Source organism: Mitsuaria sp. CC2, assembly GCF_048957715.1.
GTDB lineage: Bacteria > Pseudomonadota > Gammaproteobacteria > Burkholderiales > Burkholderiaceae_C > Roseateles.
Window position 1 is genome coordinate 292,755 of sequence record NZ_JARVXN010000011.1, and the last position, 24,882, is coordinate 317,636.

Genomic DNA, 24,882 nt, shown 5'->3' on the forward strand with positions numbered 1-24,882 from the left:
AGTTTGGGCGGATATTGATTTTTACTGACGTATGCAAACGTCAATATTGGCAGGCGGAATGTTGATGAATGGGATAAGTATGTTTGTTCTGGGATATTTTCCGGTCAATCGGTGCTTTAAAGATTCATTCCTTGATTTGGCAAGGCTGATCCTGATTACGTTCTTGTTGGTTTGTTGATGTCGTGTGGCGAAAAATCACATTCCAATAGAATCCAGGAGGAAGCGCGCAATCGAGTACTTTGCAAAGATGAGGTGAATTGTGGAAATTTGCAAAAACCGAACTTCGATTCGAAACGGCATCGTCTCTTCAAATGGAACGATCACTGGTTTCTGATCCCTTCTGAATATAAATATAACTCTGGGATTGGATTCTATTGGCCAACTAGGCGACCCGCGGCTATAAACAAGCCAGAGGGAGCACCCACCGATTCTTTGGTCTACCTCTTACCTCGTTCGTACGACATCCCTCCGGACCTCAGAGGATATCGAATTATTGAGCAAGCCAAGATGGAAGGTAGGGTTCTGGAATATATGAATCTGCGTCCAAATTTGGATCGTATTCGATATAACTATAAAAATCCTGCGACCGGACAAGTGAGCAGGAGCCTTGTGATCACCGCGTATGTGGCAACCGATCGGATCACGCCAGAAGGGCTGCCGCCAGTGCTGAATTGCGAACGAGGTACCACAAATCGAAATTCGGCAGGCGCGGGCGGTGGGTTTGTTTGGCGCGACGGAATATATGTGGAAATTATTGTGAGGTCAGGTGATGTTTGCGAAAGCTGGCCCGACCTTTACGATGAGATCATAAACATTCTCAGTCAGGTCAAGGAAATCTGAAGATGGTGATCATCCTGAAGAATGAAGGGCAGTCGCATATTAGGGTCGTTCGACTGGAGAAATCCTTGTAACTCGGCCGGATGGATATTTCATCTATAACTTATTATGAGAATCGAAGAGAGGATCCCGTGATCACGTATATCGCGCGCAACCTGGAGCCGTATTGCGGGTCTGTCCATCCTTGGGCGGGCGTCTCGGCCGCGCGGAAGGATTCCGCAGCGTCCGATCCAGTCACCCCTCACGTCCTGGTCAATCAATTCAAGACGAGCGCTCCGGTCATTGTTCGATTCAAGGGAAACTCTCCGGCAAAACTTCCGGCGTCAAACCAATGAATACCCAGAAGAAAATGCCTCACGAAGACGATGGTCCGACAGATTCAGGCGAGTATTTGTCAGGGAGGTGTTCGGTCAAACGGATCAAAGAGTCGAGAACGAAGCTTCAAGCAGGAAGCCGCCGCTTGCGTTTCCTGGTTTGGGGGACATGGTTTGGGCCCGCAATTCTCTATGCGCTGATCGTCTTCTTCAGTCCATTGGATATTCTGGAGCGCAGTCGGCTTCTTTCTGAATTCTGTTTGCACACCGAGCGGGCTGCTGCGCACTGGTTTCCTGCCGTTGACTTGTTCGGTCATGCCGGCAGTACGCGATTCGAGCAGGTGGCGAGGCTCTCCACCTCCTATATGTTCTGGTGGTGGTGGATTGCGGCGCTCGGGACTTTCCTGATATTCGTGCCGGCAATCTTGAATCACCGACTCCGTCTTGGATACCCCGACAAGAATCCCACGGTGATGCTTTTTGTTGCGCCGTGCATGCTTTTCTTATATGTCTGGGGATTCTATTGTCTACCGGGCGATTGGAGCATGGCGAATGGCGCGAGCACCGGCAGCCGTCTGGGCTACTTCTTTCTATCGTTCGTCGGCGCTGTGATGACCAGCGTCGGAATGGGTTATTGGCCCATTCTTCTTGTCATTACCATAATTAATCTATTCCAGGGAGGGAAGAGAAATGGCTGAAGAAAAAAGTGAATATATGAAAGCCCTCGCCAAGGCTTGCAACGAGCCGGATGATTGGGATAGGGGAGGGCTGGCGCTCGGCGGTGTTTCGGAGATTTGGAAACGATATGGGGAATTACTTGCGAAATGGAAGGCGGGGAGACTGGGTGCCGTCGATGTGAGTGGTCTTCGGCAGCTGGCCAATTATCTCGATGATGCACTGTCGAGCGTCGTCGACCGGATCAGCAAGATTCCAATCGAGGCCGTGACGCCAGAAGAGAAGGCGATCAAGCGCTACTACCTCAATCTGGCCGAGCAGGCGAAGCTGACAGCGAGGACTTTCGCCGCAACCGTCGATGCCGACCTCGCAGGTCGAGCTTCGAAGTTGTTCGCGAACGGCAGTTATGTTTTGGCGGGTGTCCAGGTTTTCATGGCCTATTACTTCGATGGCGTCGATGAAGGCGCAAAGAAGTTGTTTGGCGCTGTGGCCGGCTATGTGGGCGGCGCCGTGGGAGCGGGAGCTGGATATTGGGCAGGTACCGCGATAGGTGTTGTTCTCGTCGAGTTGGGGGTTGCCGTTTCGGCTATGAAAATCTTCGCCAAGGCTTGTAGCGAGCTGGATGATTGGGATTGGGAAGGAATGGTGAAATATCCGGAAATGCTTTTGGAGTCAAACCAATGAAAAACAAGAAAACGATGCCTCATCAAGTCAATGAGCCGACAGCCTCTTCTGAGTACTCGCCGGAGATGTTGTCGCCTGAATCGATCAGGGAGCGAAGAAAGAAAGCCCTGTATCTGCTGCCGCTTGACGCGGTTCTTCTGGCAATTGGATTTATGTTCTTCTGGAAATTCTCTCACTCGATCGCCGATGCAATAGCAATCGGGGAAATCGAAGTGGTTCCAAGATTGCGTCACTCGGCTGCCGAGACAGTGCCATGGAAGCAAGGTTGGGCCATGCTGCTCTCCGCCGGCTGGATGAGCATTCTGCTGATTCGCTACCAATGGAGTCGACTTCGCTTCATCGCTTTGCCAAACTCAAGTGGAATCAGGGATGTCGATGGTTTGCTGGTGCTTTCGGCGTTGCCAGCAATTCTCCTCTATGCGTTTTCGGGCTCCCTCGTACGGAGGGAAGATGCCACGATTTTGATGATCAGTGTTGTTGTGATTTCACTGCCTTTCTGGATTTTGATCAGATTTGGGAGGTGAGTCCTAGTGGTTTCCATTTTCTCTTTGCTCGTTGTAGTAATGGCGAACGGTTTCCGCTGGTAGCTCACGAGTCAGTAAGGCTTGGAGTATTTTTTCTCAAAGGGATTGATTATGGGTTCTGTTGTCGTGGTGCACCCTGTGCGAAGAACCGTAATAGGGGTTCTTTGGTTGTTGCCATCTGTTTTGTATTTGCTCGTTGTGCTTTTCTCTCCTATTGACACTATTTCGAGTAGTGAATCATTGAATAAGTTTGTTTTGACGACCAAGTCCATGCTGGCGAGCTCGTTCCCCTCGATAGATCTATTTCGCCACGCACGCAGCACTCAGTTTTCGGAAGTGGCGCAGCTAGCAACCGCGTATGCCGTGTATTTGATAGGTAGTACTGCTGCCGCATTCTTCCTTTATTTTTTTCCTGCATTTTTCGATAAAAAACTGCGTGTAGTTCCCCCCAGAAGTGGAATCTTGGGAATGATTTTTATTGTGCCTTTTGTACTGTTTGTCTGCATCTGGGGTTTTTATTGCACTCCTGGGGATTGGAGCTTCTTCCCAGGTCTGACTACAGAATATCGAGTCGGTTACCTGATGATTTCATTTGTGGTCATTCAGATGGTTGGAATATTGGCTGGTTATTGGCCAATATTGGTCTTTGATGGCGTTTCACGAATTTTTTCAAAGGGAGATAACAATGTCTGATGAACCTGAAAAGCAACCGGAAGGATATATTGAGGGCGTGATGGCTGCTCTCAAAAAGCCTGACAATTGGGATTATGCTGGAGGCTATCTTGGAGGGTCTGATGAGGCGTGGAAGCAGTTTGGCGAGCTTCTTGCGGCTTGGAAGAAGGGGACGCTCGATGTCGCCGATGCCGCCAAGCTTCAGAAACTTGCTGATTATTTTGATGGTGCGTTTGGTCGAATCCAGACACAGATCTCTTCCATTCCTGTCGAGGCCATTTCAGCCGAAGAACGTTCACTCAAGAGATTCTTTTCTGGCTTGGCAAGTCAGGCAAAGGAACTAGCCAAGAGCATGGTGGTGGCTGTCGAGGAGGCCACCTCGACTGGATCAATGCAAAAACTGGCGGGACGAGCGTCCCAGTTGTTCAAAGTTGGCGGACTTGCTCTGTCAGCTCTGCAAGTCGGTATGGCGTACTACTACGAGGGAGTCGACGAGGGATCGAAGAAGCTCTTCGGGGCCTTCATGGGATTTGTCTCGGGCATGGCTGGAGCCTCCGCAGGTGCCCTCATGGGCACGCTGGCAGCAGCCGGTCTGGCAGGAATCTTTGGCGTGACGGTGTCCGCCACGGCAGCCGCAGCACTAGGGGCGATCATCGGCGCAGTCGGGGTCGGCTTCGTTGCCGGCAAGGCATTTGAAGAGGCGTTCGAGCCGTATCTGAGACCCTTCCTGACAGGAATCTTCGAAATCTCGGGTGACGCACAGAATCGTGCCCTCAATTCGATCCTGGATCAGCTGGCCAAATTCGGGCAACTCGACGGCACTTGGATGTCCGGGCTCGACGCAACCAAGGAGCAGAAGGTCGCGCTGACGGCACTGTTGTTCGGCGCGAGTCAACTTCCGGTGAATCCGGACATGGTCGCGGACGTCCAGAAGCTGTTTGACGCACCGTTCTCCGGCGAGACCCTCGTGGGCCGCGATCTGCTGCTGCGCGCGATCATGGTCGCTGCGAAAGAGCAGAACGCCTACCCGCGCCAACGCGTGACGGTCGAAGACGGTGTCGTGACCTACGACTTCCCCATCGGCCTGTCCTCCTTGACCAACGAACTGCGTGACTACGTGGGCGACCTGCTCAGCGGCGTGGATGCCCAGTCGTTTGCATTCAGCGGCGCCAATCGCCTGGTGATCTCCACCTCCGCCGGAACGATGGCAGGAAGCGAGAAGGACGACCTGCTCGTCGGCAGTTCCGGCAACGATGTGATCGGCGGCGGCGGCGGATCGGATGAAATCGTGGCCGGCGATGGCGACGACATCCTGGTCGGCGGCGCCGGCACCGATGTGCTGTACGGCCAGGACGGAGACGACGATCTGGACGGAGGCACGGGCGCGGACTACCTCTACGGCGGCGAAGGCGACGACACCTATTCGTTCAACGGCAGCTACGGCAGCGACTGGATCGTCGACAGCGACGGCCAGGGCTCCGTCGTCTTCGAGGGCACCACGCTGACCGGCGGCAAGAAGCGCGGCGAGAACGCCTACTTCGACGAGGCCTCCGGCTGGAGCTACACCAAGGTCAATGGCGACCTGATCCTCAACAAGAAGGGCTCGCTGAGCAGCATCCGCATCCGCGACTGGGCCGACGGCGATCTCGGCATCACGCTCGACGAGCAGCAGGCGCCGCGCGACGAGACCATCATCCTGGGCGACTTCAAGAAGATGCTGCAGGACGGGCGCTACGTCCTCAAGGACGGCGGAACGAATTACACGCCCGACGACAGCGGTGCGCCCGATCCCGGCGCCGCGGACATCCTGACCGGCAAGGAGGTCGCGGAACAGATCTACGGCTTCGGCGGCGCGGACGCGATCATCGCTCTCGGCGGGGACGACTACATCGACGGCGGCGACGGCGGCGACGTGATCTTCGGGGGCCGCGGGGCGGACACGATGATAGGCGGCGAGGGGAACGACCTCCTGTACGGCTCCACGAACGGGAGCGTCTATGGCTCCCCCCGGGTCGACTACGAGGATCCCGACATGGTCCTTTTCGAGGGCAACGTCATCTCTCGCGGCACGACCTGGTTCCACGCCTGGAACGGGTACGACGAATACGGTTTCTCGGAAGGCTGGCTATCGGGCATCGCGCGCGAATTCGATGCCGAAGACGAGGGCAACTACATCGACGGCGGCGCCGGCGACGACTTCATCGCCGCCGGGGTGAACGGGGACGTCGCCTTCGGCGGCGACGGATCCGACCGCATCTGGGGCATGGGCGGCAACGACTACATCGACGGCGGCGACGGACGCGACCAGTTGTGGGGGGACGGCGAGAACGTGTCGCAGGACACGATCGTCAACGGCGTGATCTCCACGCTGGCCGACACCCAGGGCTCGGACATCATCGACGGCGGCGCCGGCAACGACCTGATCTTCGGGCAGGGCGGCGGCGACGAGCTCTACGGCGGTACCGGCGACGACTCCATCTACGGCGACGACGACAAGCTGTCCCGCGTGCCGGGGGACATCCACGGCGACGACTACATCGAAGGCGGCGAGGGCAAGGACACCGTCATCGGCGGCGGACGCAACGACGACATCCAGGGCGGAGCGGGGGACGACGTCCTCTTCGGCGACGCCGGCGCCGTGGATCCCGGTCGGCTCGGCTACCTGCCCGTGACGCTGCACGGCGACGACTCCATCGACGGCGGCGAGGGGGACGACTCCATCGTCGGTGAAGGCGGCAGCGACCTGCTGTACGGCGGCGAGGGCGACGACAGCGTGTACGGCGACGACGTGGAGGAGCGCGTGGGCCTGTCCTACCAGGGCACCGACTACCTGGACGGCGAAGCCGGCAACGATCTGCTGGTCGGCGGCGGCAACGACGACACGGTGTACGGCGGCCTCGGCCACGACACGCTGCTCGGCGACTGGGCGGGCGAGGGCCTTTCCATCAACGCTCATGGCGCCGACTACCTCGACGGAGAGGACGGCAACGACCTCCTGATCGGCGGAGGTCTGGGCGATACGCTCCTGGGCGGCAGCGGCGACGACACCCTCATCGGCGACGGCGACGAGGACGACGTTCCGGCGGCCTTCCAGGGCGACGACCATCTCGACGGCGGCGAAGGCTTCGACGTCCTGAACGCCGGCGGCGGCGACGACACGCTCGACGGCGGCTCCGGCAACGACACCCTGATCGGCGGCGCCGGCAGCGACACCCTGATCGGCGGCAGCGGCGAGGACGTGCTGCGCGGCGACGGCAGTCCCGGCGACGTGGCCGCCGCCGACCACGGCATGGACTGGCTGGACGGCGGCGCCGGCAACGACACGCTGATCGGCGACGGCGGCATCGACGATCTGCGCGGCGGCGACGGCAACGACCTGATGTTCGGCGACAGCGACGAGGTCGAATCGGGCGCGCACGGCAACGACATGATGGAAGGCGGCAGCGGCTCCGACACGCTCGTGGGCAACGGCGGGGACGACCTGCTGTCGGGCGGAGGCGGCAACGACTTCCTGATCGGCGACGCCGGCAGCGCCGATGCGGACGGCTTCGCCTACGGCGACGACCTGCTCGACGGCGGCGTGGGCGACGACATCCTGGTCGGCAACGGCGGCGCGGACACGCTGCTGGGCGGCGAAGGCGACGACCTGCTGTCGGGCGGCAACGGCGACGACCTCCTGCAGGGCGGCTCGGGCCGTGACGTGCTCTACGGCGGCGCAGGCAACGACACGTTGTACGTCGACGGCAACGACCTGGTCGACGGCGGCGAAGGCGACGACGTCTACGAGATCGCCGCCGGAGCGGACCTCCAGGCCATCTTCGACAACGCGATCATCAACGACACGGCGGGCAAGACGACCATCCGGTTCGCCGGTCGCGCCGTCGATGCGCCGCCCGCCGAAGTGTTCGTGGAGAACGGCTCGGTGCAGCTCTGGCTCGACGCCTCCACGCGCGTCTCGCTGGGATCGGCGCAGGACGTCGAACACACGGTGATCGACTTCGGCGACGGCATCGAGCGCACGCTGGCCGACCTCGCCGGCACGGCCGACGGACGGATCGGTGCGGGCCATGTCGACGAGCAGACCGGACGGGTGGTCCGCAGCACCGCGGTCACCGGCGACCAGTCGCTCGTCGGCGCGCAGTCGAACGACCTGATCGAGGGCGCCGACGGCGACGACTGGCTGGACGGGGGCGTGGGCAGCGACGTGCTGCGCGGCGCCAGCGGCAGCGACGCCCTCACCGGCGGCGCCGGCGCCGACATCCTCAGCGGCGGGTCCGGTTCCGACGTCCTGAACGGCAATCTGAACAACTTCGCGGACGACGGCGCCGCCGACATCTACCGCTTCGCGACGGGCGACGGCGTGGACTGGATCGTCGCGACCGGCGTGTCCGGTGCGGCGCAGGACGTCATCGAGTTCGGCGCCGGGATCACGCGGACCGATCTGCAGGTGGAGAACCTGCGCGTCGGCTCGACGATGGGCGGCGTGCATCTGTCCATCACCTACGGCAACGGCGACCGCGTCGTGCTCGAACCGGGCGCAGAGGGCACGATCCGGGAGGTCCGGCTCGCCGACGGCACGGTCATCCCGATGAGCGAGCTGGTCGCCTCGGTGCTGGCGCCGACGCCGGACGATCTCGGCAACATGACCGGCACGCAGGCCGACGACCACCTGGTCGGCACGGCGGCTCGCGACGTGATCAAGGGCCTGGGCGGCGACGACCGGATCGAAGGCGGACTCGGCGACGACCTCCTGAACGGCGGCATCGGGCAGAACGAGTACGTGTTCGGCGCCGAGGACGGCAACGACCTGATCGTGACCACGGCCGGCGAGATCGGCAGCCTGCGCTTCTCGGGAGCGGTGCAGGTCGCCGCGATGGGCAGCGACGTCCTGATCCGTTACGGCACCGATTCGAGCGTCACTCTCCGCGGCCTGCTGCGCGAGGGATCCGACGCCGGGCAGTGGACGGTGCATGCGCCGGGCGCGGACCCGGTGACGCTGTCGACGCTGCTGTCCGGAGGCGAACCGACCGACCCGGACGGCTCGCCGCTGGCCGCGCGCAAGGCCCGCTTCATCCGGCAACTGCACGGCGATCTGATGACGCTGGGTCAGACCTCCGGCATGAACGGCGTGAGCCCCGCGCCTCGGCACATCGGCGAGGCGACCGTGGACGTCCAGGCGGGCGTCGAGCTGAGCCTGGGCTCCTCCATCTCCTCGACGCAGACCTACCAAACGGTGACGCGGTCGGACTCTCAGCCGGTGTACCAGGAGGTGGCGCCGAGGCACACCGCCACCGGGACCTTCATGTCGGTGTATGACATCGTGGCGAAGTTCGACGGCAGGGTGCCGGACGGGGCGACGCCGGTGTACGTGCCGGACGTCGGCAGCGGTGCCGGCAGCGCCGGCGCCGGTTATGGGACCCGCCTAAGCGGCTACCTGTTCCTGACGCCGGTGCCGCCGACCTATCGGATCGTCGGTTATCAAACGGTCACGACCACGACGACCGAACCCGTCCGGATCGACGATGCCAACGTCCTGCACGTCAGGGGGACGGAGACGGACGACGTCATCCTGGCAGGCGAGGGGACCGACCCGGGGACTCCCGCGATCTTCCGCGGCACGATCGAGACCGGCGCCGGCGACGACCTCGTGACCCTCAACAGCGTGGTCATCAGCCCGTTCAACAGCTATGTCTCGGAGTACGACGACTATGGACAGAGCGGGGCTGCCACGCAGCCCATGAGCCGGTCCAACGACTTCAGGCGCGGCGCGGGGGCGTGGATCGACCTGGGGTCGGGGAACGACAGTGCGACCGGCACCGAGGGCGACGACGTGATCGTCGGCGGCGCCGGCAACGACTGGATGAACGGGCAGGCGGGGGCCGACACGTATCTGGTGTCCAACGCCGGCAACGATGTGGACCGCATCGTGGACACCGCGAGCTACGACCCGATCAACTTCGCCATGCCGGGCTACGGCGACGCGCCCCTGACCAACATGGACACCGTCGAATTCGACGACAGCGTCCGGCGGTCCGACCTGTCCTACTTCTGGGGAGAGACCGACGAGGACAGCGGCCAGGCGCAACTCAACATCCTGGTCGAGGGACGGCTCTTCCTGCAGATCGACTACGACGAGTTCGTGAAGCGAGGCCTGATCGCGCGGGAGGTGTCCCCGTGGCTGGAGCAGGCGTACCGCAGCGCCGGGTTCGGCTACCTCCTGGATCGCGAGGCGTCCGCCATGGGCGTCGAGCGCTTCCGCTTCGCGGACGGCACGGTCCTGAAGGTGCAGGAGTTCCTCGCCACGATCGCCCAGTCCCCCACGGTGCCGACGGTGCCGACGGTGCCGACCGGGACGCCGGGCAACGATCGCCTGCAAGGCACCAGCGGCGACGACCTGCTGAACGGCCGCGGCGGGGATGACACGCTGATCGGCGGGGCCGGCGCGGACACCTTGATCGGCGGCTCCGGTGACGATCTGTTCCTGATCGACGACATCGGCGATGTGGTCGTCGAGGCGGCCGGGGGCGGCTACGACGAGGTGCGTGCGTCCGTCGACATGGTGCTGGCGGACGAGGTGGAGGTGCTCGAGCTGGAGGGCAGCGCGAAGGTCGGCGTGGGCAACGCGGGCGACAACGAGCTGTACGGCAACCAGGAAGACAACCTCCTCGACGGCCGCGACGGATGGGACTATCTGAACGGAGGAAACGGGAACGACACGCTGCTGGGCGGCGAAGGCGATGACGAGCTGTTCGGCGGTTGGGGCAGCGACGTGTACGACGGCGGTGAGGGCGACGACATCCTGTGGGACATGTCGGAGTCTTCCGACGCCTACCGCTGGGGTTCCGGGAGCGGCAGCGATGACGTCCATGACCTGGGCGGCGACGACGACGTGGTGCTGCTGTCGTCCGACGTCACCCCGGAGCAGGTGCAGTTCGCCCGCGACGGCGACGATCTCGCGGTGACGCTGCAGGGGGGCAGTGATCGGCTCACCATCGGCGACTGGTTCATGTTCACGTCCAGCCAGATCGAGACCTTCCGCTTCGCCGACGGCGCCGAGATCAGCAACGAGCAGGTGAATGCCTTGATCGAGGCGATGGCGTCCTTCTCGGCATCGTCGCTCCTGTCGACGCAGACCGATCAGCAGCGGCTGTACGTGCACCCCGTGCTGGTCGAGAGCTCGCTCTGAGCATGTGCCCGGTGGAGTCCTCCCGATGAAAAGGATCGCCCTGGCTTGGGAGCAGGGAGGAAACCAGGGGCACCTTGTGCGGCTGCGTCGACTGTGCGACGAGCTGGAACGTGCCGGCGCCGCGCCCGTCTGGGCGCTGGCGCCGCATCGTCGCGGGCTCGCGGCACTCGCGGGCGATCCGCGTCCGCATGTCCAGGCGCCGCCGGTGCTCACGCGACCGCTCGGCGCCGTGCTGTCCACCGCCGACCTGCTGGTCTCGCAGGGCTTCCTCGACGACGCGTACCTCCTGGCCAGCATCCGCGCGTGGCACGCGCTGTGGCAGCGCGAACGCATCGCGGGCGTGGTCGCGGACTACGCGCCGGTCGCGCAACTGGCCGCGTGGGCGGCAGGACTGCCGGTGCTGCAGGTCACCAACGGCTTCGACAGTCCGCCGGCCGATCTGCCGATCTTCGCCACGCGCTTCAACGGCGAGTACTTCGTCAGAAAGAACGCCGTCACCGTGGCGGCGCTCTCCCGGAGCCTGGAGCGCGTCGGACGAATCTTCGGTCGCGCGCTATCGCTGGCGGTGCTGTTCGACGCGCCCGATCGTCTGCTCGATTGCGTGCCGCAGGCCGATCCTCACGGTCCTCGGTCGCCGTCGGCCTACGTCGGTCCGCTGGGGCAACTGCCCTGCGCCGACGAGGCGACGTGGACGGGACGCCCGGGCATGAAAAGGGCGTTTGCGTATCTGCGCGGGCAGGCCGCGGTCGCCGCGTTCGCCGCAGCGTCGTCGGGCAGGAACTGGGAGCTGTTCTGCGTCTGCCCAGATTGGACGGGCGATACGGTGGCCCTGGGCGAGCATGTCCGGTTGACCCGGACGCCGGTCGACATCGCGTCCGCGCTGCGGGACTGCGACGCCGTGCTGAACTACGGGTCCAGCACGCTGGTCAGTCAGGTCATCCTGGCCGGCAAGCCGCAGCTCATGATGCCGCCCGACATCGAGAAGTGGACCATCGCGGCCACGGTCGCCCGGCATGACCTCGGACGGCTGGTCCTGCCGACCGGCGACCTGGGAGGCGCCCTGGACTGGCTGTCCTCTCCCGGTGCCATCGAGCGCGCGGCGCTGCTCGGCGAGCAGCTTCGCGCGATGAGTCTGGGCGATCGGCTGACGGAGCGGATCGAGCGATGGATCCGCTAGCGAGTTGATCCGCGCGGAACCCGCTGCGATCCCCGAAGGGCTCACGGACTATCACGTCCGTGAGCCCATTTTTCTCATGGATCGACCCGGTACCCGCGCGGATCGATCTCAACAAAAATGCGCGCATTCAAAAAGCGATTCTTGGTGTCAGGGAGAGAGGAATGAATCAATCTCGTCGGCGACGTCTTGCCGTCTGGGCGCATGCGTCCGTGTGTGTGGCGATCGGCGCGCTGGGTCTGATGAGCGGGGCCGCGCATGCGCAGACGGCGCAACCCGCCACCGCTGCAGCCAAGGGCGCTCCGCCCTCGATCGCCGATTTCTTCCGCGATCCGATGATGCGGCGTCCGAAGATCTCGCCGGACGGTCGCGCCATCGCGATGGTCGTCAGCAGCGCGCAGCACGATCGCAGCGCGCTCGCGGTGATCGAGCTGGACCAGGGCGGCCGCGCCACGCAGGTCGCCAGCTTCAACGACTCCGACATCGCGCGTTTCGACTGGGTCGGCAACGGCCGCCTCGTCTACACCTCCGGCAAGGACCAGGCGGGCAAGCGCAGCGATTACAACGCCGCTGGCCTGTGGACCGTCAAGCGCGACGGATCCGAACGTCGCCAGCTGATCATGACGCGCTACGCCCAGGGTCAGACCGGCGAGACGCGTGTCATCTCGCGCGCGCTGCCCTACGAATGGCAGTTCCAAGGCGTGCCGGACGACGACAGCGGGGAGGTCATCGTCGGCTATGGCCGGTACGACGCGCGCGGCGACCTGACGTCGGTGCAGCTGGCGCGCCTCAACGTCGAGACGCAGCAGCGCCGCATGCTGGACACCAAGTCGCCGGATAACGCCATCCTTTGGGACCTCGACCCCGTCGGCGAACCTTGGGCCCTGAGGACATACGTGGAGAATCGTGAGGCCCTCTACTTCAAGACGTCCGACGGCGCCTGGACGCTGGCGCAGGAGGGCAACTACGTCACCTCGCCGACCGTCATGCCGCTCGCCTCGGATGGCCGCGACCTGCGTCTGGTCGTCGGCAGGACGCCCGCCGGCACGGACGCGCTGTACCGCATCGATCCGAAGACCCTGAAGAGGGAAGCCGAGCCGCTCGTCTCGCTGACGGGCTTCGACTTCGACGGCGAAGCGGTCTTCGACCCGGAAAGCCGGCGCCTGCTGGGCTTGCACTTCGTCAGCGACGCGCCCAACACGCACTGGTTCGATGCGACGCTCAAGCAGATGCAGGCCAACGTCGACGGCGCGCTGCCCGGACGCATCAACACGCTGCAATGCCGGCGCTGCCTCAAGACGGGGCGCGTGCTGGTGACCTCGATGTCGGACACGCAGCCGGAGGAGTACTTCTTCTACGACCATGCCGCGAAGAAGCTGAGTTCGATCGGCGCGTCGCGCCCGTGGATCCGCGCCGCCGACATGGCGCACGTCGAGCAGAGCCGCATCGTGGCGCGCGACGGACTGGAGATTCCGGTGACGGTCACTATGCCGAGCGGCAAGGCCGACGGCCCGCGTCCCGCGGTGGTGCTGGTGCACGGCGGTCCGTTCGTGCGCGGCACCACCTGGGGCTGGGAAGCCGAGCCGCAGTTCCTGGCCTCGCGCGGCTACGTCGTCATCGAGCCCGAATTCCGCGGCAGCTATGGCTACGGCAACCAGCTGTTCCGCGCCGGCATGAAGCAGTGGGGCGAGGGCATGATCGACGATCTCAGCGATGCGCTCGCGTGGGCGGTGAAGCAGGGCTGGGTCGATGCGAAGCGCGTCTGCATCGCCGGCGCGAGCTACGGCGGCTACGCGACGCTGATGGGCCTGATCAAGGACCCGGGCCAGTACCGCTGCGGCGTGAGCTGGGCCGGCGTCACCGACCTCGACTACCTGTTCAGCCTGGACTGGAGCGACGAGAGCGAGGCGGGACGTCGATACGGCCTGCCGGCGCTGGTCGGCGATCGGGTGAAGGACGCCGAGATGCTGCGTCGCACCTCGCCGCTGCGCCGCGCCGCCGACCTGAAGGCGCCGGTCCTGCTCGCCCACGGCTACGACGATCGCCGTGTGCCCATCGACCACGCGTCGGACTTCCGCCGCGCGCTCGACAAGGCAGGGCACAAGGACCTCGAATACGTCACCTACGAGGGCGAAGGTCACGGCTGGCGCAAGCTGTCGACGGAGGTCGATTTCTATGGGCGGATGGAGCGCTTCCTGGCGAAGCATCTCCAGTAACGCAAAAGGCCCCGCCGGGAGGCGGGGCCTTCGCATCGATGAGTCCTGAAGCGGCTTACCAGCCGATCGTGTACGTCACCGTGGTCGGCGCGTTCGTGTGCAGCGACGGGCTGAAGCCGCCGACGTCGTCGTAGGCGAAGCCATACGCCAGGCCGTAGCCGTTGGCAGCACCTTCCGTGCCCTTGATCGAGTGGTCATGCCAGAACTTGGCGAACCAGTTGCCGCGCGTGCCGGCCGGGTAGAACGCCGCCGGGCGGTACCAGTCCGCCGGCGTCGCCAGCACGTGGCGGTTCAGCGCCGCGCACACCTGCGCCTGAATCTGCAGCTGGATCGACTTCGCCGCATCAGCCGGCGTGTCGACCTGGAAGCTGCCGTCGGGCTTGCGTGGATCGTCCAGCTTGCCCGCACCCAGGAACACCTCGGCCGTGTTGGGCTTGCCGTTGATGTAGTACGTGCCGTTGGAACGCCCGCCGGTGAAGACGAAGCGGTTGGTGCTGCCGTCCACGCGACCGCGGAAGGTGCCCAGGTTGTCCAGCGTGAAGACCAGGTCCTGCGTCTTGAAACGGTTCCACATGTCGCCGATGTAGCCGTCCAGGTAGGCGCCGTTGACGTCGCCCGGGCGGAAGGTGAAATGCGCCGGCGCCAGGATGCGGGTGCGGTAAGGCACGTTCGGGAAGTTGGGATCGGCCAGGCTGCGGAACTCGGCCGGCACTTCCTGCTGGAACTTGGTGAACAGCGCATCGCGCGATTCGGTCAGCGGCTCGCCCACCGTCTTGTCGTAGCCGCCCAGACCCTGCACGCGCAGCTTCAGCGGGAAGCCGAAATGGTCCACGCGCGTGGTGTTGATGAAGATGCCCTGGTCCGGCTGGCCCTTGGGGATCAGCGCGAATTCACCGAAGTCGAAGATGACGTCCAGGTTGGGATCGCTCGCGTTCTCGATGTTGGCGCCAGCGTAGGCGATGTTGCCCGCGCCGTCGGTGTTGACCTCGATGAACATCGGGCTGCCCACCGACATCAGCACGCGCGCGGAGTTGACCGGCGGGATCGTGATCTGCTTGGTCTGCGACAGCGGGAAGAAGTAGTTGGCGTACTTGCGGCCGTTCTTGGTCACCGTGTTGTCGGACAGGCGCATCGGCACCACGTTGCCGCCAGCGTCGACGTGCACGAACTCGCCGGTCTGCCAGCTCTTGCCGATGATGGCCCAGTACACCTGCGAGTCGGGCCAGCGGCCGTTGGTCGCGTTCTCGATCTTGAAGGTGGTCCTGGCGTTCCAGTCGGCCGGGTTGCCCGGATTGCCGGGGTTCTGCGGCGTGCCCGGATCGGTCGTGCCGCCGCCGGCCGTGACGGTCGCGGAGAAGCGCGCGCTGTCATAGGCCGGGTTGCCGTTGTTGTAGGTGAACCAGTAGTCCACGCGCGTGCCGACGGCCGCGCCGGCCAGCGCCAGCTCGTAACGCGCCGCGCCGCCGTTGAAGGGCATGCGCAGGTTCTGCTGCGGGCCGCCGTTGAGCTGGTAATGCGCGTCGACCCAGGTCGTCGCGACGTTGGACTTGAACCAGAGCGTGGCCTGGCTGCCATTGAGCGCGACGCCGTGCGAGAAGCTCGCATTGGTCTGCGCCTGGGTGGTGGGCACGCTGACACTCAGCGCAAGGAAAGCCAGGCACGCGCCCAGCCAGGAGAGGAGGCGATTCATGCAATCTCCAAGAGGTTTCGATGGTGTGCTGGAGGCACCGATCGACGCAGTCCGGGCAACGCTCTGCGACGTCCGTCCGGGTCCGCGACTTCTCTCCTGCGCCAACCATCCTAGGCAAAAGCCGTGAATTCTGAAAGCGCTTTCACCATTTCGAGGTATGCGATTGAAACGGCTTGAAAGCGGAGATGGCGGTGAACGGGTGGGGGTGGGCCCTGCTGTCGCGGCGTGAGGACCGGTGCGATGTCCGGGCGGACCGGCGGTCCCGGCAAGGGCGGAGGAGGCTTGAAATGGGGGCTGCGGGCGAAGAGCGCCGCCTGCTGGTACGGACCTCGCTTATCGTCATGGCCGCTTTTTCCAGTACGCCTCCGTCCGATCCCAGTCCGATCCCCGCCCGATGTCGACACCTTCCGCAACGTCTGATGCCGAGTTCTCGTTCCGCCGGATCGCCGTGTCCGCCTTCGGGCCGTCGCTGCTGTTCGGCCTGGGCGAGGGCGCGATCCTGCCGATCGTGCCGCTGATGGCGCGGGAACAGGGATCGTCGGTATCGATGGCGGCCTTCGTGGTGACGCTGATCGGGCTGGGCTCGCTGCTGAACAACATCCCCGCCTCGGTGATCACGATGCGTTGGGGCGAGCGCTGGGCCATCGTGGCCGCCGGCGTGTGGAGCGCGCTGGGCATGGCGCTGTGCGTGCTGCTGCCCGGCGTGCTGGCGCTGGGCATCGGCTGCTTCATGGTGGGCATGTCCCAGGCCGTCTACAACCTGGCGCGCCAGAGCTACCTCACCGAGGCCGTGCCGGCCGCTTACCGGGCGCGGGCGCTGTCCACGCTGGGCGGGGTGATGCGGATCGGGATGTTCATCGGGCCGTTCCTGTCGGCGGCCGCCGTGCACGCCTTCGGGCTGCAGGCGGCGTTCGGCGTCGGCATCGCGGGCGTTCTGGCCGCGGCGGCCATCGGCGCGCGGCTGCCGGACCTGGAGGCGCCGCCGCACCCCGCCGGCGCGGCCGCACCGACGCCGGTCTCGCTGAAGTCCATCGTGGCCGACCACCGCCGGGTCTTCCTGACGCTGGGCCTGGGCGTGCTGCTGGTCAGCGCGGTGCGCGCGTCGCGGCAGGCGGTGATCCCGTTGTGGGCGGACCACCTGCTGCTCGCGCCGGCGGTGACCTCGCTCATCTACGGCATCTCCGGCGGCATCGAGATGCTGCTGTTCTACCCGGCCGGCCGCGTGATGGACCTGAAGGGCCGCCGCTGGGTCGCGGTGCCGTCGATGGCGATCATCGGCCTGGCGCTGCTGGCGATGCCGTTCACCGTCGGCTTCACGACCCTGCTGATCGCCGCGACGGCGATCGGCTTCGGCAACGGCATCGGCTCGGGCCTGATCATGACGCTGGGCGCCGACCACGCGCCGCGCCACGGCCGCGCCTACTTCCTCGCGGTGTGGCGCTTCCTGTCCGACGTCGGCGGATCCTGCGGCCCCGCGCTGCTGTCGGCGCTGGTGGCGACGGCCTCGCTGGCCGGCGGCATCGCGGTCACCGGCTTGCTGGCGATGCTGGCGGCGACGCTGCTGGGGAGGTGGATCCCGCCGAAGCACGCGGCGGCGTCCGGAACGACGGCAACGCCGCCAGCCCCTCCGCGCTGATCCCGCCCCGGTCCATCACGTGCGGGACGAGGGCGTCCCGCCAGCGATCCTCGAAGGCGTCGACCTCGCGCAGGTAGCGGACATGGCTGGCCGCGTCGGTGCCCGCGAGGCGCTCGCCCGTCAAGGTCAGCGCCAGTCCCGGCGACCACCACGACCAGCGCTCGACGAAGCGGGTCTGCCGCAGCCGCGCGTCGTCGAAGCCTCGCATCAGTGGTCTCAGCACGCGGTCCTGCGCCAGCACGCGCGGGACGAAGCTCGCAGGCCACACCGCCGGCAACTGGGCGGGAACCGTCGGATGCCGTGCGTACCAGTCGCGGGCGAGCGCGTCCTCGTGGGTCTCGCTGTCCTGCTGCGCGTCGCGGATCTGCACGATCGCCGCCAGACGCGACGGCATCGGCGTCTCGCGCTGGGCTCCCCAGAGCAGCCCGGCAGGGACGACGAAGGTCAGCATGAGCCACAGGCCCAGCGCGGCGAGCATGGCGGCGGGGCCGGACAGGGGCAGCGCCGAGAGCGACCCGCCCAGCAGCACCCATGCGCCGCAGAAGGCCGCGAGCGCGAGCGCCCAGTGCCCGCCCGCAGCGGCCGAGGCGCCAGGATCGAGCAGCAACGCCGGCAGCGTGGCCAGCATCGCCACCATCCATAACGCGAGGAAACGCCAACCCAGCGCCGCCACGATCACCCTCGGCACGCCGCGGCGCGCCTGCACGCGAAGCAGGCCGAGACGGCCTTGTTCGCGTTCCTCCTGCAGCAGGCCGGCGCACAGCGCCAGTGCGACCAGCGGCAGCAGCAGCGCCACCATCGCCGGGACGCCGGGCAGGACGCTGTCGACGAGCAGCGGATTGCGCAGCGCGCCGGGAGGGCGGGCGTCCACATGACAGCTGTCGAGCGTCGCCTTGAGTTGCGTCGGCAGCACGCGCAGCCGGTCGATGCCGAACGCGAGTCCGCCTTCGACCGGCATGCGCGTCGCGCCGAGTTCGCCGCGGCCGAGCTGGTAGCTCGCCTGCGCGGCGGCGGGACCGGGCGACAGGGCGCGGAACTGAGCGACCGCGGCGTCGACCAGCGCTGAACGCCGCGCGTCGTCCGCCGCGGCGGCCTGCCGCCACTCGCGGGCCTCGAACCCCGCAGACAAGGCGCCGGTCAGGAGCGCCACCAGCAGGGCGCCCAGCGAGATCCATGCGAACGGCTGGCGTCGCAGCCGCAGTCCTTCGGCGCGCCAGGTGTCGATGTCGGGAAAGACAGTCATGGGACCACCCGCCTTGCGCTGAACCAGAGGCCGCCCATGGCCGCCGCCAGCCACAGCGCCAGCAGCTGGAGGTCGGGCCAGGCCGCGTGCAAGGCGAACCGCCAACCGGGCGGCTCGTAGGTCCACGGCGGAACCGCACGCCACTGCGCATCGCCTGCATAACGGCTTTCGAAGGACGTGAGGCCGCGCGTGGCGTCGCGGTCCCATTCGTCCATGCGCGTGGTGAAGGTCCGGCGGTACTGTTCGGCCGCGTCCTCGAAATGCCGGCGATGCGCGAGGTCGGTCCCCGCGAGCGCACCGCCCACCGCGCGCATCGACGCGTAGGGGCTGATCGCGGTCAGGGCTCGCAGCAGCGCCTGCTGCCGAGACTGCGCATCCCACAACGCGTCGAAGTGCAGCGCGTGCACGCGGGCCGCGTAGGCGTCGCGGAACAGGCGGCGCGCCGCGTTCGCGCCGAGCGGCAGGTCGTCGAGCCGGGTCACGCGATGCTCGGCGAGCAGTCCGGCATCAAATGCTTTCAGGCGCTCCTTCGCATCGCCCTCGCCCGGCAGCCCCTGCTCGATGTCGCGCGCGATGGCCGACCAGAAGGCCTGACCCGTCGGCAGGGGCACGAGACGCTCGACCGCCGTGGCCGCCAACCTCGGCACGATGAACACCGCGACGACCCAGAGGCCGGTCAGCGTCAGGAGCGCGGCGCGGGAGTTGCGGCAGAACGCCGAGACACTCACCGTCACCGCGGACCAGACGGCGACGGCAATGAGCAACGCGGCGCAGAAAATGAGCGCCTCGATCGCCACGCTGGCGTCGATCACGAGCCCTGCGGCCAGCGCCAGCGCGGGCAGCAGGACCAGCGACAGGGCGGCGCACAGCGCCAGCCATTTTCCGAAGAGCAAAGGCCGCACGCGCAGACCGCAGGCCTGCAGCATGCGCAGCGTGCCGGTCTCACGCTCACGGGTGACCGCGCCGTGGCCGAGCACCACGATCAGCAAGGGCACCAGCGCGCCCAGCACGAAGGCCGGCGTCAGCTCGCCCAGGCCGATCGTCGGCGCGGCGTCCGCCGCCGGCGAGAACATCGCCATGTTGCGCTTGTGAGGCTCCAGCCACAGCGCCTGTCCCGCCTGCGCATCGACGCCAGGCTCCACCGCGGCCAGAGGCGACGCCGGCTTGAACGCATACAGCCCGAAGTGCGCGCCGCGGTGCGGGTGCTTGTCGCCCTGGTGTTCCCACTGCGCCCGGGACGCGGCCTCGACCTCCCGCCGTTCCCGCTCGGCGCTCTCGTGCCGCTGATGCGCGAGCACGAGCATCGCGGCGAACAGCAGCACCAGGGCGATGCCCAGGACCCACAGCCGGCCGTCCCGCAACTGCGCGCGCAGCTCCGTCCTCACGAGGGCGGCCATCATGGCAAAGGCTCCTCGAAGGGGCTGCCGCTGTGGCCGCTGTGGCCGCTGTGGCCGTCGCCGATCTGGCCGGTTCCGACAGTTCCGACGGTTCCGTGCATCTCGCTGATCCCGCCGCGCGCATGTTCCAGGTAGATGCGCTCCAGCTCCTCGTGGGCGACGCCGTGGGCGTCGAACGCCGCGACCAGGCGACCTTCGCGCAGGATGCCGATGCGGTCCGCGACCTGCAGCGCGTTGAACAGGTCGTGGGTCGCCATCAGGATGGCCAGTCCCGCGTCGCGGGCGTCGAGCACGCCGCGCGCAAACTCGTTGGCCGCCGCGGGGTCGAGGCCGGAGGTCGGTTCGTCGAGCAGCATCGCGCGTGCCCGCCGCGCCCTCGCGATGGCGAGGCCGACCTTCTGCCGCATGCCCTTCGAATACCCGCCGACGCGCTGCGAATGCGCCGCTTCGGCCAGGCCGGACGCGGCGAGCAGCTGGCAGGCGCGTCCGAAGTCGATCCGCAGCCCGGAGAGCGTGCAGAAGTACTGCAGGTTCTCGATGCCGCTGAGGTAGGGGTAGAGGGCGACGTTCTCCGGCAGGTAGGCGATCCGGGCGCGAGCGGCCTGCGGATCGCGCGTCGCGTCGATGCCGTCGACCAGCGCCTGGCCGCTCGACGCCGGCACGAAGCCGAGCAGCGCGTTCAGCGTGGTGGTCTTGCCGGCGCCGTTTCCGCCGAGCAGCGCGTAGACGCAGCCCGGCGGGACGCGCAGGTCGAGGGCGTCGAGCGTGACGCGCGCGCCGCGCCGCACGACGAGGCGCCGGGCCTCGAGCACCGGGTCGGCCGCCGTCGACCGGGTGACATCGAGCGGGAGCGCCGTGTCCGGCGAGGGAGCGGCGCCCATCAGAAGAACACCTTCAGCGTTGCGCCGACGGTGCTGCGCGGCACCGGCGAGAGCATCAGGCCGGCGGCGCTGCCGTAGGCGATCTCGGTGCCGTGGCGGTGCGGCTGGATCACCGCGTACAGCGTCGCCTGCATGGACGCCCAGTCGTAGGTCGCGCGCAGGTCGTAGCGCGTGTAGACCGGCATCTCGCGCTCCTGGGTGGCGGGCGTGCCGACGTAGTAGGGGATGCCGGAGAGGTAGTAGGCATCGGCGTTCAGCGTCATCCGGCCGGCGCCGAGCGCGAAGCGGTGCTGCACGCCGCCCTTGAACTGGCGGCCGGGCACCGACAGCTTCGCGCCGGTGTTGGCGGCGGGGTTGTTCACCTTGGCTTCAAGGATGCGGCCAAGGCTGGCGTAGACGCTGGTGGACGCCGCGAGCTGCCAGCGCGTCTCCAGTTCGACGCCCTTGCGCGTCGTGTCGCCGACCGACTTGAACGAGCCGTCGGGCTGGCCGGTGATCTCGTCGTCGTTCTGGATGTAGTACGCGGTGCCGGACACGGTCCAGCCGACCAGCGGCGCGGTGGTGAAGCCGGCGTCGTAGGAGCGCACCTTGCTTGGCGCCACGGGGCTGATCACGCCGCCGGACGCTCCCAGCGGACCGGTCGCGCCGCTGCTGCTGATCTGCTCTGCCGCCGGCGAGCGCATGCCCTGCGCGACGTTGGCGAACAGCTCCAGCGACGGCAGCACCGACCAGGACGCGCCCAGCTTGGGCGTCAGCACGCCCTTGCGATAGCCGGTCGTGGCCGCCGGCAGCTTCAGGTTGTCGATGTCGTAGTCGAAGCGGTCGTAACGCGCACCCGCGCTCAGCTTGAGGTCGCGGACGGGGCGCCACTGCGCCTGCGCGAAGACGCCGTAGGTGAGCAGGTCCAGGTCTTGCGCGTTGACGTAGTTGGCCGTCGGCGCGCGGTTGACGAAGATCCGGCGCGACGCGTCCCCGCGATCCACACGTGCTTCGGCGCCGACCGCGATCGCGGCGTCCTCGCCGAGTCGGACGTTCTGCAGCAGGCGTCCGCCGAAGATGTTGCGATGGTCGACGCCGACCGTGTGCGTCGTAGTGTTGGAGGTGATGCCGCGTGTGCGGTCGAAGCGTTCGGCGTAGGCGGTCCCGTACCAGCCGGCGTCGCCCTCGGCGGGCGCGCGGTTCAGGACCAGCGAGCTGCGGCGCGCGTTGCCGAAGCCCGGATTGTTGGCCTGCGTCGAGCGAGGATCGAGGCCTTTCTCGAGGTCCGGCAGCAGGAGATAGCCGGCGGCGGCGAAGTCGGCGACGTAGCGGGTGACGCGCAGGCTGTAGCGGGCGTCGCCAATGCGCGTGCCGAGCTTCCAGAAGAAGGTGTCGCGGTCGGTGCGGGAGTCGCGGCGATAGCCGTCGTTGCGGTAGAGGTCGGCGACGAGGAGCGAATCGATCTTCGGCAGGCCGCCCAGGACAGCGCCAGGAGAGCCGCCGCCGGAAGCGCTGTCGGAAGCGCTGTCGGAGGTGCCGCCGAAGGTGTTGGAGAGTACGAGGGTGGCGCGCCGCAGGCCGTAGCGCTCGACGCTGACGCCCAGGCTGGACGGCGTCGCGGCACCGCCGTCGCGGGTGCGGATGTCCACCGCGCCGGCGCGGTTCTGGTCGCCGTAGAGCGCGGAGATCGGTCCCTTGACGACGTCGATGCCGCCGATCAGGTCGCCGACCAGCCATTCGAGGAACACCGGGCCGTGGCCGGCGCCGCCCTGGCTGGACGGGATGTTCTGCGGCACGCCGTCGACGTAGACGGCGGTGTCCGCGCCGTGCGTGCCCTGCGTGGCGAAGCCGCGCATGCGCAAGCCGTTGCCCGTCTCGCCCTGGTCGATGTTGTTGGCCAGGACGCCGGGGACGCGGCGGAAGACGTTGGAGATGTCGCGGCCGATGTTGGTCGCGGCGATGTCCTCGTCGCTCAGGTGCTGGACGGCGCCGGGCAGGGCGGTCGGCTTGAGGCTCAGCTCGTTGCGGTCGCCGGGCTGGCGGACCGTCGAGGCGGACTTGCCGGAGACCTCGACGCGTCGCAGGGGTTGCGCGTCGGCGGGAACGTCGGAAGCCGGCGTGGGCATGACGGCCTGGGCATGGGCCAGGTCGACCGCGAAGGCCAGCGAGAGGAGGAGGGCCAGCGGAGTCGGCGCGAAGGGGAAGGAAATGGAGGTGGAGGTGGAGGTGGAGGACGTGGATCGGTTCGAAGACATGGGAGAGCCCGGGGAATTGGAGAAGGTCGACACGCAGCGCGGCCGTCACCCGGCACCGGAGGTGCGGATGAGGTCGTGCAGACGTGGAGAGGTCAGGTGTCCGGAGCGGACGGGAACCTAGGCCCGGGGTGGCCCTCGAGGATGCGCGGCCAGCACGCAGCGACCGGTGGGCAGTCCACAGGTCGGCGCGAGCGGCGGGGGAGAGGCTTCCGCATGGAAGCTGAAGGCGAGCGGCGTGTCCGACGCGGCGAAGAGCTGCGCATGGAACAGGCACCAGGCGCATCCGCCGCCCTTGACCTCGCCGTTGCCGCCATCGAGACCATCGGCCTCGCTGTGGTCGGCGAACGCGAATGCGTTGGCGATCAAGGCGGCGTCGACATCGACGGAAGCCCCGACGACGGTGGCGGTGACGCCGTCAGCGGAGGCGCTTGAGGCGCTTGAGGCGCCGACGAGTTCGGCGACGGCCTGGCTCGCATGCCGGGCTTCGTGCAACGGCCACGCCAGCAGCACGCTCGCCACCAGCAGGGCGAACGTCCACAGCGTGAGGGACCGGTTGAAACGAGGCATGACGGCAGAGGAGGGCGATGAAACGCGCGGGCGGCATTGTGCACCGGTGTTCGTGACGCACCCGTTGGTCATGCGAAGGTCATGCGACAGTCGGGGCATGTCTTCTCCCCGTGTCGACCGTCCGGCTGAACGCCGCCCCGGCTCCCCGCCCAAGCTGCTGCGCACCGCACGCCTGCTGATGCGGGCCTCCGCGCCCGCGCTCGCCGCAGCGGCGATCGACTTCCAGTCGCGCAACCTGGCGCATTTCGCCCGCTGGGATCCGACGCGCCCGGCCAATCATTGGGCGCTCGAGGTCACGCGGGCGCGGCTCGCCCGCGAGGACGTCGCCTTCGGCGCCGGGACGATCTGGCGCTACTGGCTGTCGCTGTCCGAAGCGCCGGATCGGCTGATCGGCGTGTGCGCAGTGTCGGATGTCGTGCGGGGCGTGTTCCAGAGCGCGATGCTGGGCTACAGCCTCGACGCGGGGTGCGTCGGCGGCGGACTGATGCAGGAGGCGCTGAAGCACCTGATCGACGAGGTCTTCGGCGCATCGGTGTCGCTGCATCGCCTGCAGGCGTCGGTGAGGCCGGAGAACGAGCGCAGCCGTCGGGTGCTGGAGCGCCTGGGCTTCCAACGCGAGGGCTTCAGCCCGCGCTACCTGTTCATCGACGGCGCGTGGCGCGATCACGAGACCTTCGCGCTCATCAATCCGCACTGGGGCGAGACCCAGCGGCCGGCGACGTGACGCGCGGGGCATGTTCGCGACGCTGACCATCCTCCTGCCTCTCTTCGGCGACGATCGCGACACTCATCGTCGTGTGCGTGCTGTTCTCGGTCGCGAGTTGAAGCTGGAGGGCACCGAAGAGCCGGGAAGTTTTTCCTTCGCATTTGCTTGTGCGGTGCGCTTCGTTGGCTGGGCACGCCGACGCCCGCAGGCTATGGGGTTGTCGTGACTGATGACTCCCGAAAGCCC

At 66.4% G+C, this 24,882-nt stretch carries 17 protein-coding genes; 11 read left to right on the forward strand and 6 right to left on the reverse strand.

Annotation, left to right across the window (positions count from 1 at the left end):
• The first annotated feature begins 531 nt into the window (after positions 1 to 531).
• From PV762_RS07215 to PV762_RS07250, 8 genes are all read left to right on the forward strand, one after another.
• Entirely contained in the window at positions 532 to 840 is a 309-nt protein-coding gene (locus PV762_RS07215) for a hypothetical protein (protein WP_421034349.1), read from the forward strand.
• A 328-nt stretch (positions 841 to 1,168) separates the two neighbouring features.
• Positions 1,169 to 1,849, forward strand: coding sequence for a hypothetical protein (locus PV762_RS07220; protein WP_421034350.1), 681 nt, complete (start codon positions 1,169 to 1,171; stop codon positions 1,847 to 1,849).
• Positions 1,842 to 2,510, forward strand: coding sequence for a hypothetical protein (locus tag PV762_RS07225; RefSeq protein WP_421034351.1), 669 nt, complete (start codon positions 1,842 to 1,844; stop codon positions 2,508 to 2,510). The genes PV762_RS07220 and PV762_RS07225 overlap by 8 nt, the downstream gene beginning before the upstream one ends.
• Positions 2,507 to 3,034 carry a hypothetical protein gene (locus PV762_RS07230; RefSeq protein WP_421034352.1) on the forward strand — a complete coding sequence of 176 codons (528 nt, stop codon included), beginning with the start codon at positions 2,507 to 2,509 and terminating at the stop codon, positions 3,032 to 3,034. The genes PV762_RS07225 and PV762_RS07230 overlap by 4 nt, the downstream gene beginning before the upstream one ends.
• Positions 3,035 to 3,145: 111 nt before the next feature.
• Entirely contained in the window at positions 3,146 to 3,727 is a 582-nt protein-coding gene (locus tag PV762_RS07235) for a hypothetical protein (RefSeq protein ID WP_421034353.1), read from the forward strand.
• Between the two features lie 805 nt (positions 3,728 to 4,532).
• Positions 4,533 to 10,892, forward strand: a complete 6,360-nt coding sequence (locus PV762_RS07240; protein WP_421034354.1) for a calcium-binding protein — start codon at positions 4,533 to 4,535, stop codon at positions 10,890 to 10,892.
• Between the two features lie 25 nt (positions 10,893 to 10,917).
• Complete coding sequence (locus PV762_RS07245; protein ID WP_421034355.1) at positions 10,918 to 12,069, forward strand: hypothetical protein; 1,152 nt, start codon at positions 10,918 to 10,920, stop codon at positions 12,067 to 12,069.
• 161 nt (positions 12,070 to 12,230) lie between these two features.
• Positions 12,231 to 14,282, forward strand: coding sequence for an alpha/beta fold hydrolase (locus tag PV762_RS07250; RefSeq protein WP_421034356.1), 2,052 nt, complete (start codon positions 12,231 to 12,233; stop codon positions 14,280 to 14,282).
• Positions 14,283 to 14,337: 55 nt separating this feature from the next.
• Here the strand turns inward: PV762_RS07250 and PV762_RS07255 are convergent, their stop codons facing one another.
• A complete protein-coding gene (locus PV762_RS07255; protein WP_421034357.1) occupies positions 14,338 to 15,972 on the reverse strand; it encodes a glycoside hydrolase family 64 protein in 1,635 nt (544 codons plus the stop codon).
• A 394-nt stretch (positions 15,973 to 16,366) separates the two neighbouring features.
• Here PV762_RS07255 and PV762_RS07260 point away from each other — a divergent pair, with 394 nt between their 5' ends.
• Positions 16,367 to 17,608 (forward strand): MFS transporter, encoded by a 1,242-nt coding sequence (locus PV762_RS07260; protein ID WP_421034358.1) that lies wholly within the window; start codon positions 16,367 to 16,369, stop codon positions 17,606 to 17,608.
• Here PV762_RS07260 and PV762_RS07265 read toward each other — a convergent pair.
• The 5 genes from PV762_RS07265 to PV762_RS07285 form a co-directional block, all read right to left on the reverse strand.
• On the reverse strand, positions 17,499 to 18,851 hold the full coding sequence (locus tag PV762_RS07265) for a DUF3526 domain-containing protein (protein WP_421034359.1): 1,353 nt from the start codon (positions 18,849 to 18,851) through the stop codon (positions 17,499 to 17,501). The two genes, PV762_RS07260 and PV762_RS07265, sit on opposite strands and share 110 nt — an antisense overlap.
• Complete coding sequence (locus tag PV762_RS07270; protein WP_421034360.1) at positions 18,848 to 20,251, reverse strand: DUF3526 domain-containing protein; 1,404 nt, start codon at positions 20,249 to 20,251, stop codon at positions 18,848 to 18,850. The genes PV762_RS07265 and PV762_RS07270 overlap by 4 nt, the downstream gene beginning before the upstream one ends.
• The gene (locus PV762_RS07275) at positions 20,248 to 21,129 is read right to left on the reverse strand and encodes an ABC transporter ATP-binding protein (RefSeq protein ID WP_421034361.1); all 882 of its coding nucleotides are present in this window, start codon (positions 21,127 to 21,129) and stop codon (positions 20,248 to 20,250) included. The genes PV762_RS07270 and PV762_RS07275 overlap by 4 nt, the downstream gene beginning before the upstream one ends.
• Complete coding sequence (locus PV762_RS07280) at positions 21,129 to 23,363, reverse strand: TonB-dependent receptor (protein ID WP_421034362.1); 2,235 nt, start codon at positions 23,361 to 23,363, stop codon at positions 21,129 to 21,131. The genes PV762_RS07275 and PV762_RS07280 overlap by 1 nt, the downstream gene beginning before the upstream one ends.
• Positions 23,364 to 23,480: 117 nt before the next feature.
• Positions 23,481 to 23,930, reverse strand: coding sequence for a hypothetical protein (locus PV762_RS07285; protein ID WP_421034363.1), 450 nt, complete (start codon positions 23,928 to 23,930; stop codon positions 23,481 to 23,483).
• 97 nt (positions 23,931 to 24,027) lie between these two features.
• Here PV762_RS07285 and PV762_RS07290 point away from each other — a divergent pair, with 97 nt between their 5' ends.
• Together PV762_RS07290 and PV762_RS07295 are read left to right on the forward strand one after the other, a co-directional pair.
• Complete coding sequence (locus PV762_RS07290; protein ID WP_421034364.1) at positions 24,028 to 24,654, forward strand: GNAT family N-acetyltransferase; 627 nt, start codon at positions 24,028 to 24,030, stop codon at positions 24,652 to 24,654.
• Positions 24,655 to 24,664: 10 nt separating this feature from the next.
• Positions 24,665 to 24,862 (forward strand): hypothetical protein, encoded by a 198-nt coding sequence (locus PV762_RS07295; protein ID WP_421034365.1) that lies wholly within the window; start codon positions 24,665 to 24,667, stop codon positions 24,860 to 24,862.
• The last annotated feature ends 20 nt before the right edge of the window (positions 24,863 to 24,882 follow it).